The sequence below is a fragment of the Zarconia navalis LEGE 11467 genome, assembly GCF_015207075.1.
Classification (GTDB): domain Bacteria; phylum Cyanobacteriota; class Cyanobacteriia; order Cyanobacteriales; family Geitlerinemataceae; genus Zarconia; species Zarconia navalis.
Genome location: NZ_JADEXN010000058.1, coordinates 1 through 14,132, shown reverse-complemented (window position 1 = coordinate 14,132; position 14,132 = coordinate 1). Strand labels below are relative to the sequence as shown.

The following is a 14,132-nucleotide window of genomic DNA, read 5'->3' as shown; positions in this document are numbered from 1 at the left end:
TTGCCGTGCCTGCCATCGCCAGGGCAAAGTCTGCTTGGCGCAGGCATTGGGCAAAAGCATTTTGAGACAGAACCAATGTCGCATTACTTTGCCCGAAGACGATCGCCGATCGGTCGTCGATGGGGTGGGATACGGAAGACAAACTGCCCGGTTGAATGCGCCAGCCGTAGGTATCGAGTTCTTTTTGCAACGGATCGAGTTCCAATCCCGGTGCGATCGCTCCCAAAAATACGATCCGGCGATCGGCAAAGGTTTCTCGCAATCGGGTAACCGCTAGCATCATTTGCTGCCAGTTTTCGTAGGCTTCGGGCGATCGAGACCCCGGTAGCAACACCACCGTCATCGCTCTGCCCATCTCTTTCGTCTCCGAATCGCGAGCGTCAAATCGCACTCCCGTATCTTCAGGGGCAATGTCATCCATCATTGGATTTCCCAAATCTAACGCCGGGATGCGATGCTTTTGCAAAATTTCGGCAGTTAAACTATCTCTCGGGAAAACCGCTTTGCAGCGCTTGTGCCCCATCATCCACCGTTCCCACGGCAGGTACACCGATCCCGACCAACTTTCCAGGCGCTCGAACCAAGTGCGTCGGGGCAACCAGCCAATATCATCTCGCAGATAGTATTCCGATTTTGCCGTACCCACGAAACAGTAGTCTGCCCCACTCCACCAGGCAAACAGTAATGGTACGATATCTCCAACCGCTATAATTTTGCCGCCATCTTTGGCCCACCGCGTCACCACTTTGAGCTGCGAAGCGGTGAGTTTTAGCAAGCCACCCCGCAGATCTCGCCACAATTGCCGACCGTCCATATACACGAAGCCACCAGAGGGCATCGATTGCACCGGGCCGATAATGGGGACTTCGGGAAGTCGATCGTACGCGCGGCCTTCCCCTACTAAAGGCAGTGCCGCCAATTCCGGCGGGTTGGGGTGTTGTTGCAGTTCGCGCAAAATCCGAACGGCGATCGCATCTTCTCCGTGACCGTTACTCAAACACAGTAGTTTCAAACCAAAACCCTCTCAAAAACCACCATTATCCAACCCAGTTTAGTCGGCCATCTTTTCATCTTCAGATTTATTGGCTAACCCACTCTTAGAGTACGAGGATGCGGTGACGCTCTGGAGGGGAGACGAGGAGGGATGAGAGAAACGGGAGAATTGGAGGAAATAGGGGTAAGAGTTAAGGGTAAACGCGCTTATTTCTCCCCCTGCTCCCGAAGCCTTCCCGACAACAGAAGCCTCCTTAAGCTTTCGATCGTGGGAATGAACAAGTCGTCCAAATTGTAGTATACTAAGAAGTACGCGGGGCCTTAATGGTTTCGACGTGTTGGCGAAAGCTGCACCGTGATACAGGTCGAGAGTGAGTCTCCTCTCGTAAATCCAAGGCTCAAACAAAAAAGTAAATGCGAACAACATCGTAAACTTCCAGCGTCAAGAGGCTCTCGTAGCCTAAAAATTACTATCTAAGTAAGACGCTACTTACAGTTCGACTCCGTTAAGGATTGTGAGTTTAACCCCAACGGATGCACCAATAATTTGCCTCTGGTCAATGAGTTGGTAAAGACCTTACCAGAGAATCCCACCATCGGGGATAAGTGATGGTTCCCGCCTTGAGGGCAAGATAGGCTAAACCTGTGAAGGATCGGTAAGTCAATACCCAGTGCGGACACGGGTTCAATTCCCGTAGGCTCCATTTAAAAACAATCCATTAATATTAATTTCCGCCCAGAACGCTCTGGCTTGGGATTGCAAGAAACCTTCCACAAGCCAGAGCGTTTTGGAGCGATCGAGTTCTTGGCATTCGTCGGACGAATCCAAGCAATCGTTAAACAGCTCGGGTTTTCACCGTACTCGGTACGTATTTATCGAGCAGTCGCAAGAGTGTCTGGCGTTTAATGGGTTTATTCGCAAAGCCGGACGCTCCGGTCATTCTCGCTCGGCAGCGATCGACAAGACCATCGTTTCCGGAGACGATAATAATGGGTATGTTCTTAAACTGAGAAATTCGCCGAATCTGAGCGCAAACCTCATAGCCACTAGCAATCGGCATCACGAGATCGAGGAGAATCAAGTCGGGTTTGCGATCGAGCAGTATGGGAATCGCCTGCACGGAATCCTGAATTTCCATGAATTGATAACCCGCATCGGTGACGATCGTCTCTATTACATTGCACACAGCCGGACTATCGTCAATACAAGCGATTAGGGGTAAGGCAGGTTGAGACATCTCGGGAGATGAGTTCGAGCGAATCGGTGATATCGTGATGGGAGCGACCAAATCCGGAATTGGTTTTAGCTCGATCGCCCCTCGCTTCACCCAGCGCAAAACCGATCGAGCGATTGCTGGGACCGGACGCTTCAGTTCTAGGGCAATATCCCAGAGGGAGTGGTGTCCGGTGAGAAATTGACTCATCGCTAGAGTTGTTCTTCCACCGACGGGTTGCCGCAGGACAGGCGCTGAGTTCGGGCAAAACGAGGGAAGCTGTAGAGTCTTCTTTTGAGCCATTAGAGGTTGCACCCCGGCGATGGCTTTCTCCACATCCAGCGTCAAACCCGAGATGGCTTCAAGGGGAGCGAGATCGCACCATTGATGGCTCACCTCCTCGCAACATTGCACGGTAAACAAAACTTCCCAAACGCAGAAACTGATGATTTTTCGCACTTGAACCCGATCGATCTGACCTTCAGACAAGCCTCGTGCGAGCAAGCGATATTCCCAAGGCTCTCGAGCAAGGGACTGAGGTAGTTTGGCTTCGTAGAAGTCCGGAGAGTGATGTCCTAAGGCACGATACCACCGTCGGGAGCGATCGTCGCCCCCAGTGGCATAGAGTAACTGCCCGGAATGAAAGTAGAATTGCCACCTTTGTTGATGGTGGTTCACTTGAAGAACACCTGTGGCTCGCTCGCGCTTCAATATTTGCAGGGTTGCCTCAATTCCATTCTGGGTTGGGGTTGCTTGAGTGCGCTTCGTCTGTCCCTGTCCTGGGGGGGGTTCGGTTGCCCGATCTCTGCCGACGGCCTGACATGGCAAATCTGCAACTTGGACAAATTTAATCACTCTTTGGTGCAGATAAGGTAGAAACAGCTGCGCGACTTCTAGATCGTCTCGATCGGAGTTGGCTGCGATTTCTCTTAGGGTTTGTTTGCCCTGGGCTAAAGCCGTCAAAGTTTTGTAATTTGGATGAGAGGATGAGATGTGGGGTTGGGACACCGGTGCCGAGTTGGGTGACACATCTGCCAAACCTTTATTGCACCAGGTTTTCCAAGAAGTTTTGGCCTCTTGAAGCGCTCGATCGACAGCAATGCGGGTAATCGGAACTTTAATCCCACATTCCCACAGAAAATTAGCAGAAGCCGATCGATCTCGATACTCTAGGGGAGCCAAGGTTTCTTGTCTGAGAATATCGAATAAAACTTCGGCGATTGCGTTCTCAATCAAATTACTAGCTTGCTCGGGGGTGACGAGTCTGCGCTTGAGCAGAATATTCAACACGTGATAGTTGCGGCACTCAACGACGTCTGAGATATGGGTCGAAACCTGACTTAATTTGATGTTGGGACAAGAGCGAGCAAAGAGCCGCTTCCAGCGTCGTCGATCGTGAATGCCACCCCGAACCCAAATCAGGCGAGACAAATAGAAATAGAGCGTCCACCGTTCGCTACGGGAGCGAATTTCGAGTTGACCGGTAAATCGAGATTGACAAATGATATCTAATCGCTCGTCAATACCATGGGTTATGGATAGATTTAGGACAGGTTGCATATCGCTTCCCTTAAAAATAAGACAAAATTACATCAAAAAACTCGATGGAGAAGTCAGTTGCCATAGCAAAGCACGACGATTAATTCACAAGGAATATACGATCGTGCAGAGAAGTTGTGATTTTTTAGTGCCTCAAGACATCGTCCGCAAAGCCCTAAATTATCGAACAATAGAATCGCTAAAAATAATATGGCGATTCTATTTTCGTTATTGTTTAATCTCTTTTTATTTTGACATTACTGAGAATTAAATTGGATAATTTTCCAGGCTGGAAAGCTTATAATGTTTTATTCCAGTGCTATTTAGAGTTTTGATTTAAGATTGTGGATTTAGCCATAAATTGCTAAGCCTACAATCGAAAAATAAAGAACAAAGCTCAAATAACAAACGAATTTAATACTGGAGAATTTGATAAAGATGAGACTTCAAAAAACTTGTCACAACGACAACGTGATTTTAATCACATCATAACATCTTGATTTTTTTATGTCTAGATGGAGCTTTCGGTATTTATAGTTAGCGATCGACGCTGGTCTTTACAAACTAGAGTTTATATATAGCAAACCTTAAAGCCCGATCTTGAGAGGATCGTTATACTAATAAACCGCCCAATAAGCTTTTTATTCGAGACCTATTTCATAGAGCTAAATCTTTATCTAAATTTTAGCGAAACATTATAAAGTTCAGTAGAGATACACAATCCTTAGAGTTTGAATACACAATAAACTCAATAGAATTTCTGCACCAACAGTCATAATAAATGATATGAAATCTCAATAGTAATGAATTCGATCGGGTTCGATTCATCACACGACGATAATAAATTCAGAGATCGGTGTTGGTAAGGCTAAGGAAAATGCAAAGATTAACCATCGAACAACCCATCGAAGTAAATATACATCGATGGGTCGTGCTATAGACTTTTCAATTGAGAAGTTAGATAAGGTTGTGGAGTAATCTAATAATCCATCGGGTGGAGTATGCTGCAACACTTCCTACCCGATGGATAGAGGTTTAAAATTCATTTTGTAACGATCGAATGCCAACGTTAATGTGCCAGTTTCACTCGTCCCCGCAGTACCGAGCGCAATAGGCGGTTGGCGGAAAGTCGATCTTCTTCTGAGAGAGATTCATCAAGGGTTGCTGCCATCAGTCCGTAACGATCGCCGATGGTGAGATACCCCGTATCTGCGACTGAAGCCAGAATTTCCGAAATAGCACCGGGAATGAGTTGGACTTGAGGAAACATCGTGGAGCGTTGAACTCGATAATCTTAGTATCGGGTGTTTTCACCGAAAAGACAGTGATGGGATTTGTAAGACTGATGCGATCGCGATCGCATGATAGAACATCAAAATGGAACCATTTTTCATTGCAGTCCATTGTTGCGCCAACACGCAGCACTAAATTGCGGGAACATTGGCAGGGTCGTTGGCGTTGTAAAGCAACATAGACCCGAGGTATTTCACCTCGACATCTACTGCATCTTCGACTTCGATCGCGGTATCATCCTCTGACTCGGGACGATACCCACTGAGTTTACCCCAAACTCGATTTCTAGCAAGCAACATGATACGAGCATCAAGATCGTCGGGGAAACTCGTTGCCATATCGTTATGGGTGGCAACATCAAGATCGAGGTAGAGGAGGCAGCTCAATCCATCTCGTTTTCACGTTGAGAGTATCGAACTGTGTTGAATAACCAGGGTGTAAACCCACATCGTTCCTCAAAGTCCATCGACTTTGGGGTGGCTTGGCCGCAATTGCGGAAATTGCCGTCAGACTTTACCGAATCCCCATCTGCTGCCATCGACCAAATTGTATTTATCGATGGGGCGATCGAAGATTGCCAAACTCTCCTGACACATCTGGAATCGCAAGTAGATATTATCGTTCTAGAGAAGCAACAAGATGGGGTCGATCGCATCACCGAGATTCTCGATCGCCGTTGTCACCTGCGCGGCATTCATATTATTTCCCACGGCAGTCCGGGAACCATCGAACTCGGTAATGCTCAACTGCGTTGGGATAACCTCGAAACTTACCGCGATCGCCTGCAACGGTGGACGACGAATTGTTCCGGGTTGTTGCCACCCTTCATTTTCCTCTACGGTTGCCACGTTGCCGCCGGCAAAATCGGGCAAGCCTTCATCGAGCAACTGTGTCACCTTACCGGGGCGATCGTTGCAGCTTCTGCGAGTCCCATGGGTGATGTGGGGGCGCAAAACTGGTCGTTGGAACTGCCTCCGGGATTGCCAGGGACAGAGTCTCGATCGCCCGATCGCCTTCAACCGTCCGTGACGATCGTCGAAAATACCTAAAAAGTTGCGAGTTGGGTAGAAGACAAACTCTGCCCGACTCGATATTTAGCAGCTATTTAGACCGAGAAACATTGGCTTAGTTTTTCCGCAGCCGATCGCATTTCGAGACGGCAAGATAGAGAAAAAAACCTGTAGAATTACGGAAAGTACATCCGTTTCAAGAACCCTCGAAAGAAGAGATCGGGGCGATCTCGGAGGTTGAAGAGCGAGCGAAAACTTGGAAATTTTCAAAACTTCCGTGAAATTGCCATTTTTAGCCGCGCTATTTTACGTGTACAATACGGCCAACTATAGATCTTCTCATAAATTACCAGTCAGCGCAAGGTATTTATCGACCAAAGTTGGCGATCGACTGCGTAATAGAAGTGATATTTCGATCGAGCAATGTGGCTGGCCGGTACGATGAAAGATATGACTTCGAACTCCTAAAATAGTACTCGAGTCTAACCATCACTGTTATCAGCCTAACCCGGTGCATCGATCTCTTCAGGATCTGTGGCATTACTTCAACAAGCCGCAGTCCCGGTGCATCCTAACTGAAGCAATCCACAGGGAAAAGGTATTTGCGATCCGATCGAAGTTTCGATCGGCATACCTCCCCAGCCCATAATTTAGCAGTGATGAACCAAGACTTACCCGAAGACTTAAAGATACTGGTCGTGGACGACCACGACATAGTATTAGATGGAACTCTCTCTAACTTGAAGGAGCAGTATCCCGAAGCAGAATTTCTGATTGCTCGCACTGCGCGAGAAACTCGAAACCAAATCGAGCGATCGCAACCTCATCTAGTAATCTTCGACCTTTCTATCCCCGAAGATAACCTTGCCCAAGAACCTAAAGCCAAATATGGCATCCAAGTTTTGCGGGAAATGATGCAGTGCTATCCCGAACTCAATCTGACGGTACAAACTACTCACGTAAAAACCTTAATACGCATTAAGCAGCAAATCGATATCCACCAAGGGGGCTTTACCATTGTCGATAAAAAGCTGGCGAGTCGGGAAATGCTCGTGCGAGTGAATTTGGCACTACAGGGTGCGACGCATACCAGAGACTTACGGGCTTTAGGTCGAAGCATGGAATTTCGCCCCGAATGGACTAACGTGCTGAAGCTGGCGTTTGAAGAAGGGTTGCAGGATCGAGCCATTGCCGAACGCATTAATGTCTCCCCGCGAACGGTATTGCACTACTGGACGAAGATTCGGGATGTTTTGGGGGTGTATTCCGAAGAAGGCAAAAATCTCCGGATTCAGACCGAGATTCGCGCCCGAGAAGAAGGACTGATTGACTGACGGGTCGAGTTTGTCAGGAGTAAGGTGGGCTGTTGCATGAGGAGATTAGTATCGCATTCGAGTTAAAAACTGCCCACCCTACCTCTGAACTACCAATGGATATCGCAGATTGAGTTGGAGAAACCGATCGTGCCAAAGAAACTTGGGAACATCTTTCACAGGAAAATTTCTGCCTGGGGTTTACTGCCGGGAACTTTCGCGATCGTCCTAGTGACGGTGGCGCGACTGACGGGAATGCTGGAATTGTTCGAGTTGAAGACCTTCGATTTGTTGGTGCGCCTGCGCCCGGTCGAACCCACCGACGATCGCATCTTGCTAGTGGGAATCGATGCCGAAGATATCGCCAGAATTGGAACCTATCCGATTCCCGACGCATATCTAGCCCAACTCATCGAGACATTGCAAACCGATAAACCTGCTGTCATTGGCTTGAATATTAGCAGGGAATTGCCCGTCGAACCCGGCCGTGTCGAGCTTTTGAGTGCCTTTGCAAAATACAACAATCTCATTGCCGTGGAAAAAGTCTTACCTGCAAAAATCCTCCCGCCGCCGGGATTGCCATCGGAACAAGTGAGTTTCAACGATTTTCCCCTGGATGCAGACTTCCACGGGAGGCGGCAATATTTGGGTATTCCAACTTCTGAAGGGTACAAATTTTCTCTGTCTTTGCGCTTAGCCGAAGCCTATTTGGCGCGCTATGACCTAGAACTAGATAATGGTGTGCGCGATCGTACTGCCATGCGATTTGGCGAGGTCGAATTGCCGCGATTGTATCCCAACTCTGGGTCTTATGTAGGAGTGGATGATGGGGGAGTGCAAGTCTTGCTCAATTTCCGCCGCAATTCCCAGCCATTTCGCACGGTATCCATGGCAGATATTGAAGCGGGGCGAGTCGAACCGGAGTGGATTCGCGATCGCATTATCATTATCGGTATCACCGATCCCAATTTTCAAGCAGTGGTTCCCACCTCAGCAGCCGGGAATACATTTGAAAAAATTGGCGGGACTGAGTTTCAAGCCCATGGAGTCAGTCAAATTCTCAGTGCGGTTCTCGATGGGCGATCGCAGTTGCGAGTTTGGTGGGATGGCTGGGAATATCTGTGGATTCTTGGCTGGGGATTGGGCGGAATCGCGATCGGTTATCGGACTCAACGGCTTTGGCACAATGTATTGGGGGTTGGAACTGCCAGTGTCAGCCTCATTGCCACCAGTTATCTGGCAATTTGCTGGGGTTGGTGGATTCCCTTCATTCCAGCATTGCAAGCTTTTTTGCTTGCCAATTTTCTCGATCGGATATCTTATGTTTACCACAAAGCAAAACAAATTATCGATCAAAAGAAAAAAATCATCGAACAAAACAAACTTATCGAACAAACCTTCAATATCATTCACAACGGGCCGCTACAAACCTTGGCGACCATACTGAGGCAAATAAGGGATGGAAACTTGTCGATCGAGACATTGTTCTCGAAATTGGAGCAGCTTAATACTGAAATTCGCGAAGTAGGCGATCGTTTAGAAGAACAAGTTTCAGATGGAGAGAACTACTTTCATTTGGGAGGTAGATACTCGATCGATTTGAAGCTACCGCTCCATGAGCTGTTTGATTTCGTCTATCGTGACACTTTCGATCGCGATCTGTTTCATTTTCAATCGATAAAACTGACAGAAGTGAAGTTCGATCCAATTGACGAACAATACTTAAGTCAAGAACAAAAGCACGAATTATGTTGTTTCTTGCAAGGCGCATTATGCAATATTGGCAAACACGCCGTTGATGCAACTCGTATGTCTGTGACGGGTACGCATAATATCAATGCTGGGCGTTATACCCTGTGCATTGCCGATAACGGAAAAGCTGTTGAGTCGAAGTCAGAAATTTCAGAGGGTCGAGGTGAAAAGCATAGCCTAAAGCTCGAAAAAAAATTTACCGATGGCAAGTACAAGCGATCGTTTCTTTCTCCCAATGGATTTGAATGTAAGTTTTCCTGGAAATTGATAATTGCGTTATCCAGTATTTTATGGATTCCGACAAATTTGAATGCCTTCGCACAAAATTTACCGATTCAAAATCTAGTGCCAACTGTCAACACTGTTGCGGGATACGAACCTCCACCCGACCAACACCCACCGAGAACCCCCGGAGGAACGACCAGCTCTTTATCATCCAATCAAGCCAGTTTTGGTTACGAACCTCCACCCGACCAAAAACCTCCTGAAGATTCATCGGGTTCAACCTCTTTGACAAAATATTTAATAGGAAAATTTTAATTATTAAGCTTGAATGTATCAATCTATTCTCAAATTACAACAAAAAAAATCAGGAAATAATTTGTATGAAAACCATACAAATTACTCCCCCAAGTCTGCCTGGGATTTTTCATTAGAGTTGTAACTTGACTACTAGAATTTTAGGACATAGAAGATGATGTCGTACCTCCAGGAGTTCGTGGAGGATTTTGATCGGGTGGTGGCTCGTAGCCATTCACAACAAGTACTGTGAGTACGAACACAAAGAGAAAAGAACGACTCACAAACAGTATCTTGCTATACTGTTTCATCAGAAGAGACACCCTGAATTTCATAGTACCTACGCTGAACTCTATATATTTTTGAGGCTAGCGCTTCAAGGTAAAAACCTCCTTTTGTTATGTAGTTTTCTGCAATATGACTGACTCGATCGCACTAACCTAATCGCTCAGAATTCCAATTAAATGGTGAGCAGAGGTCGTGTCAGATAAAAAAAAATTCTATATCTTAGATATTAATATTTCAATGACTTCATCCCTCTTATAGATGCGATCGCGATCGCACGAAAGAGGTGATCTCATCTAGATTATTGACTTGTAAGGGAGAAAATACGATGGAAATTCTAGTAGGACTAGCATTGCTGGTACCGACAATTTGGAGTACTGTACCCGCAGCGAAAAAGCCAAAGCCCAAGAAATCAAATTCTTTCAAAAAGGGTGACATCATTGTCTTGATTGCATCCACCGAGGACGGTGACGATGATTAAAAACTCAAAACAATATCGCGACGTTAACCAAATCTTAAAATTGACAGAACGCGATTTACTCGACTGAGTAACAAGACACAATAAAGACTCTCCCCAATCCAAAGATGGGAGAGTTTTTCGGTGACATAAAATTGATGTCATTTGCCACAATCGTACGAGACACATCCCACAAATTTAATCGCTTTTATATCAATGCGAGCGTAGTTTTGTACAAAAATCTGGATTTTAGACTCGCTGTGAGAGTGGAGTTCTTTGAAATAGAGTGAGTTTGACTGGTTCGAGCGCTCAACCTACCTAATACATATTTCTTACTGACCCACGATATTCGAGGTAGGGGTACTATCTGATGGCTACTATAACAACGAATGAATTTCTCGCGCGGATTCATGGGGGAGAGCGAAATTTTTGTCACATGGATTTGAGCGGTGTTGACTTGAATGGAAGAGATCTCCGTCAATTGATGTTCTGTGGCACGATTTTGACCGATGCTAACTTAGAGCAAGCTGATTTGAGATTTTCAGACTTGCGCAATGCCGATCTCGATCGAGTCAATTTGACCGATGCTATCTTGTCTCGTGCCAATTTAACTGGAGCATCTTTAGAGGACACATTACTTGTCAGAGCTAAGTTTCGGGGGGCAAATCTAAGGAATGTGCTCTTACAAAAAGCGATTTTACAGGATACTGATTTTTGGTATGCAACTATGCCCGATCGCACCTTGAACCTAGGTCGCGTTTCCTACGTTGCATTAATACAAACCCAATATCCTCAAATGTTCTAATCTCCCCGTAATTCTTTCACATCAGCCAATCGAGTAACTCCACTCGCAGCCAATCGATTTCGGCATTGCTAAACCAGCACGCCTTGCCGAGTTGGTAAAGATTTCGACCGACCCAAGCGGTGGTGATGGAAGTGCGACAATTGGGGCAGTGGCTCCTAGATGAAGTGCGAGAACTCATCCACGCTCGCACTTCCGGGGAGAGTCAAGAACTTTTAGAAAATGCTCGCCGACGCTTACAACAGGTCGCATTAATGGCTCGGGCGAGCGAACATCCCAAACTTAAGGCTTTAGCCAAGGAGATTCTCGGAGATTGGGATGCAGTGGTGGCCTTTGTCGAGAATCCCCAGTTACCAGTGACTAATAATCACGCCGAGCGAGCTTTACGCCATGCGGTGATTGCCCGACGTATTGGCTATGGAACACGAACGGAAGAAGGAACCCGTGCTTATGAGGCTCTGTTGAGTGTGATGGAAACTTGTCGCTTAAGAGGTCTCAATCCTTGGACTTACCTGAGCGAGGTGATTGCTAAAAGACGCAAAGGAATGTCCGCTCCGCTCATCCCACAAACTCGATCGATCGCCACCTCATCACCAATTTAAGGGGGGGAGTGTGAACGGTTACAAACCATTACAGTATAAATGATTTTAAATTATATTTTGGAGATGTCTATTACCGTCAAGACATGATTGAAGATTCGGTCTATTGGCGAATGCGGTACCCAATATCCCGACGGTAATAGCTATTTTCAAATTCGATCCGCTCGATGGCGCTGTAGGCTTTAGAAATTGCCCCGTCGAAGGTTTCGCCGATGGCCGTAACACCCAAAACGCGTCCCCCACTGGTGACGAGTTGTTGTCGCTTGAGACTGGTTCCAGCGTGAAATACTGTTACATCTTCATCGTCTTCGGCTTCTGCAATGCCCGAAATCTCTTTGCCTTTCTCGTAAGCACCGGGATAGCCGCCCGACGCCATGACCACGCAAACAGCAGAACCTGACTTCCACTTAATGGGAGGCAACGCATCCAAACGCTTTTGGACGCAAGCCATCAGCAATTCATCCAAGGGGGTTTCGAGCAAGGGTAAAATCGCTTGAGTTTCAGGATCGCCAAAACGACAGTTAAATTCGAGCACCTTGGGATTTCCATCGTCCGAGATCGTCAATCCAGCATAGAGAACCCCTCGGTAGTCAATGCCCCGTTCTTGTAATGCAGCGACAGTGGGTTCGAGGATATCTTTTTGAATGCGGGTCATCAGTTCGGGGGAAACCAAGGGCGTGGGGGCATAGACTCCCATTCCCCCTGTATTGGGTCCGGTATCTCCTTCCCCGATGGGTTTGTGGTCTTGGGCGCTCAAGAGCGGGATCGTGGTCGTACCGTCAGTGAGGGCTAAAACCGAGACTTCCTGTCCGGTCAGGTATTCTTCGATGACCACCGAGTGCCCAGCTTTGCCAAATTGACCCTTAAAAGCGGCATCGACAGCCGTTTGAGCTTGTTCGAGGGTATCGGCGATCGTCACCCCTTTCCCGGCGGCTAACCCATCGGCTTTGATAACCACCGGAACTCCCGTCATCGTCAAATAGGCTCGGGCTTCATCCCGTTGTTCTTTGGTAAATGACGCCCAATTCGCCGTTGGGACGTTGGCTTCCTTCATTAAGGTTTTCGCCCATGTTTTGCTCGCCTCTATTTGCGCGCCGACTTGAGTGGGACCGAAAACCTTAATTTTCTGTTGTTCCAGGCGATCGGTAATACCCAGTGCTAACGGGACTTCGGGCCCAACCACGACTAAATTAATGCCTTGAACTAATGCAAACCGACTAATGCCCTCAAAGTCATCGACAGACATGGGCATATTTTGGCAGTCGGCCATCGCCGCCGTGCCCCCATTCCCTGGAACGCAAATGACTTGTCTGACATTCTTCGATTGGAGGAGTTTCCAAACTAAGGCGTGTTCTCGTCCGCCATTTCCAATTACCAGAACTTTCACCAAAACCTCCTGAGTACTCTGGGCAACTACCGCAAGGCCTCGCATTTTCAAGCGGCTCCCTCACACGAGAGCTATTCTCGAAGCGCTTTTGCGTGCCACGCTATTTAAGCACATTCACGGATACAAAAAGAAGGTACTTGGTGTACCCTCCGAGTCTTCCAGGAATTTTGGGAGGACGATCGGTTGCGATCGTCCGAAAAATTTGGCTTATAATTTGCTGATAATTCTCAGAATAATTTCCATACCCGTCACGGCCTGCCAGCCGAAGAGTCCGACGAGAGTTACATTGAGGGTAATGTGGGTGTAACGGGCCCAGTCTCGGCCGTTTTGCATTAACGGGGCAAGGGCGGCAGAGGTGGCGATGAGTCCGGTCATTCCAAGTCCCACGAGAAGATGGGGGCCGACAAATAGCTTACCGTTATTGATATAGGTAACAGCCATGCCGCCGATGGTCCCAAAAACCATTGTGGCTAGCAGTATCGAGCCTATCTGATAGTGTTTGATGCGGAATTTACCTTTGACGAGTTCTTTTTTCGTTTCCCCTTCAGCAGAGCGGGTGCGACGAACTTGAATCCCGCTGTATAAGGCATAGAGGGTAAGAGCCAGCAAAAGCCACATCAATACGGGGTGAACGAAGTTCAGCCAGGTTTTGATGGATTCTGGAATGTCCATTGGTATTTTTAACTGGGTGTTGGGCGATCTTTAATAAAAATTAGCATAAATATACTTTTCGTAGCGCACAAACCCGTAAATTTCCATTGGAATGGCAGATATCCGGTAGAACGAAGCTTTAATTCCGATCGGATATCTGCCATAATTAAGTCTAAATTCTCAGCAACAATTTTCAACGCTTGCGTACTTATTAATTCTTTGGCTCGCTCGTTCTGTCAAACCTCAAGCCGATCGATTTAATTTCCTCCACCCCCCGTACGCAGCGCTACAATCCCGATCGGGATATGTATATTAGAT

13 protein-coding genes and 1 other RNA gene are annotated in these 14,132 nt (G+C 47.2%); 6 read left to right on the top strand and 8 right to left on the bottom strand.

The window, feature by feature from the left end; genetic code table 11:
• On the bottom strand, nucleotides 1-1,012 hold a 1,012-nt coding region (locus tag IQ235_RS04985), incomplete at its 3' end, for a lipid-A-disaccharide synthase-related protein (RefSeq protein WP_264320393.1).
• A 296-nt stretch (nucleotides 1,013-1,308) separates the two neighbouring features.
• On the opposite strand from IQ235_RS04985, the gene ssrA reads away from it, so the two are divergent.
• Nucleotides 1,309-1,700: a transfer-messenger RNA gene (ssrA, locus tag IQ235_RS04980) on the top strand.
• Here the strand turns inward: ssrA and IQ235_RS04975 are convergent.
• From IQ235_RS04975 to IQ235_RS04960, 4 genes are all read right to left on the bottom strand, one after another.
• Nucleotides 1,679-1,822 (bottom strand): hypothetical protein, encoded by a 144-nt coding sequence (locus tag IQ235_RS04975; protein WP_264320392.1) that lies wholly within the window; start codon nucleotides 1,820-1,822, stop codon nucleotides 1,679-1,681. The two genes, ssrA and IQ235_RS04975, sit on opposite strands and share 22 nt — an antisense overlap.
• Before the next feature lie 7 nt (nucleotides 1,823-1,829).
• Complete coding sequence (locus IQ235_RS04970) at nucleotides 1,830-3,767, bottom strand: response regulator (RefSeq protein ID WP_264320391.1); 1,938 nt, start codon at nucleotides 3,765-3,767, stop codon at nucleotides 1,830-1,832.
• Between the two features lie 1,048 nt (nucleotides 3,768-4,815).
• Nucleotides 4,816-5,016 carry a hypothetical protein gene (locus IQ235_RS04965; protein WP_264320390.1) on the bottom strand — a complete coding sequence of 67 codons (201 nt, stop codon included), beginning with the start codon at nucleotides 5,014-5,016 and terminating at the stop codon, nucleotides 4,816-4,818.
• A 154-nt stretch (nucleotides 5,017-5,170) separates the two neighbouring features.
• Nucleotides 5,171-5,425 (bottom strand): hypothetical protein, encoded by a 255-nt coding sequence (locus tag IQ235_RS04960; protein WP_264320389.1) that lies wholly within the window; start codon nucleotides 5,423-5,425, stop codon nucleotides 5,171-5,173.
• 33 nt (nucleotides 5,426-5,458) lie between these two features.
• On the opposite strand from IQ235_RS04960, the gene IQ235_RS04955 reads away from it, so the two are divergent.
• The 3 genes from IQ235_RS04955 to IQ235_RS04945 all read left to right on the top strand — a co-directional run bounded on the left by IQ235_RS04955 (nucleotide 5,459) and on the right by IQ235_RS04945 (nucleotide 9,654).
• Complete coding sequence (locus IQ235_RS04955; RefSeq protein WP_264320388.1) at nucleotides 5,459-6,088, top strand: DUF4347 domain-containing protein; 630 nt, start codon at nucleotides 5,459-5,461, stop codon at nucleotides 6,086-6,088.
• A 563-nt stretch (nucleotides 6,089-6,651) separates the two neighbouring features.
• Nucleotides 6,652-7,383: a response regulator transcription factor gene (locus IQ235_RS04950; protein WP_264320387.1), complete on the top strand. Its 732-nt coding sequence runs from the start codon at nucleotides 6,652-6,654 to the stop codon at nucleotides 7,381-7,383.
• 129 nt (nucleotides 7,384-7,512) lie between these two features.
• Complete coding sequence (locus IQ235_RS04945) at nucleotides 7,513-9,654, top strand: CHASE2 domain-containing protein (protein ID WP_264320386.1); 2,142 nt, start codon at nucleotides 7,513-7,515, stop codon at nucleotides 9,652-9,654.
• Nucleotides 9,655-10,173: 519 nt separating this feature from the next.
• Here IQ235_RS04945 and IQ235_RS04940 read toward each other — a convergent pair.
• Complete coding sequence (locus IQ235_RS04940; RefSeq protein WP_264320385.1) at nucleotides 10,174-10,359, bottom strand: hypothetical protein; 186 nt, start codon at nucleotides 10,357-10,359, stop codon at nucleotides 10,174-10,176.
• Nucleotides 10,360-10,745: 386 nt separating this feature from the next.
• Here IQ235_RS04940 and IQ235_RS04935 point away from each other — a divergent pair, with 386 nt between their 5' ends.
• Nucleotides 10,746-11,180, top strand: a complete 435-nt coding sequence (locus tag IQ235_RS04935) for a pentapeptide repeat-containing protein (protein ID WP_264320384.1) — start codon at nucleotides 10,746-10,748, stop codon at nucleotides 11,178-11,180.
• A 125-nt stretch (nucleotides 11,181-11,305) separates the two neighbouring features.
• Entirely contained in the window at nucleotides 11,306-11,779 is a 474-nt protein-coding gene (locus tag IQ235_RS04930) for an IS66 family transposase (RefSeq protein WP_264320383.1), read from the top strand.
• 100 nt (nucleotides 11,780-11,879) lie between these two features.
• Here IQ235_RS04930 and purD read toward each other — a convergent pair whose 3' ends face one another.
• Both purD and IQ235_RS04920 read right to left on the bottom strand, forming a co-directional pair.
• Nucleotides 11,880-13,163: a phosphoribosylamine--glycine ligase gene (gene purD / locus IQ235_RS04925; RefSeq protein WP_264320395.1), complete on the bottom strand. Its 1,284-nt coding sequence runs from the start codon at nucleotides 13,161-13,163 to the stop codon at nucleotides 11,880-11,882.
• Between the two features lie 207 nt (nucleotides 13,164-13,370).
• A complete protein-coding gene (locus IQ235_RS04920) occupies nucleotides 13,371-13,835 on the bottom strand; it encodes a DUF4079 domain-containing protein (protein ID WP_405196642.1) in 465 nt (154 codons plus the stop codon).
• Between the last annotated feature and the right edge of the window lie 297 nt (nucleotides 13,836-14,132).

Excerpts from the sequence above, each read along its gene's own strand:
- IQ235_RS04920 (WP_405196642.1), bottom strand. The coding sequence starts at position 13,835 with ATGGACATTCCAGAATCCATCAAAACCTGGCTGAACTTCGTTCACCCC.
- IQ235_RS04970 (WP_264320391.1), bottom strand. The coding sequence starts at position 3,767 with ATGCAACCTGTCCTAAATCTATCCATAACCCATGGTATTGACGAGCGA.
- IQ235_RS04940 (WP_264320385.1), bottom strand. The coding sequence starts at position 10,359 with ATGATGTCACCCTTTTTGAAAGAATTTGATTTCTTGGGCTTTGGCTTT.
- IQ235_RS04965 (WP_264320390.1), bottom strand. The coding sequence starts at position 5,016 with ATGTTTCCTCAAGTCCAACTCATTCCCGGTGCTATTTCGGAAATTCTG.
- IQ235_RS04935 (WP_264320384.1), top strand. The coding sequence starts at position 10,746 with ATGGCTACTATAACAACGAATGAATTTCTCGCGCGGATTCATGGGGGA.
- IQ235_RS04930 (WP_264320383.1), top strand. The coding sequence starts at position 11,306 with ATGGAAGTGCGACAATTGGGGCAGTGGCTCCTAGATGAAGTGCGAGAA.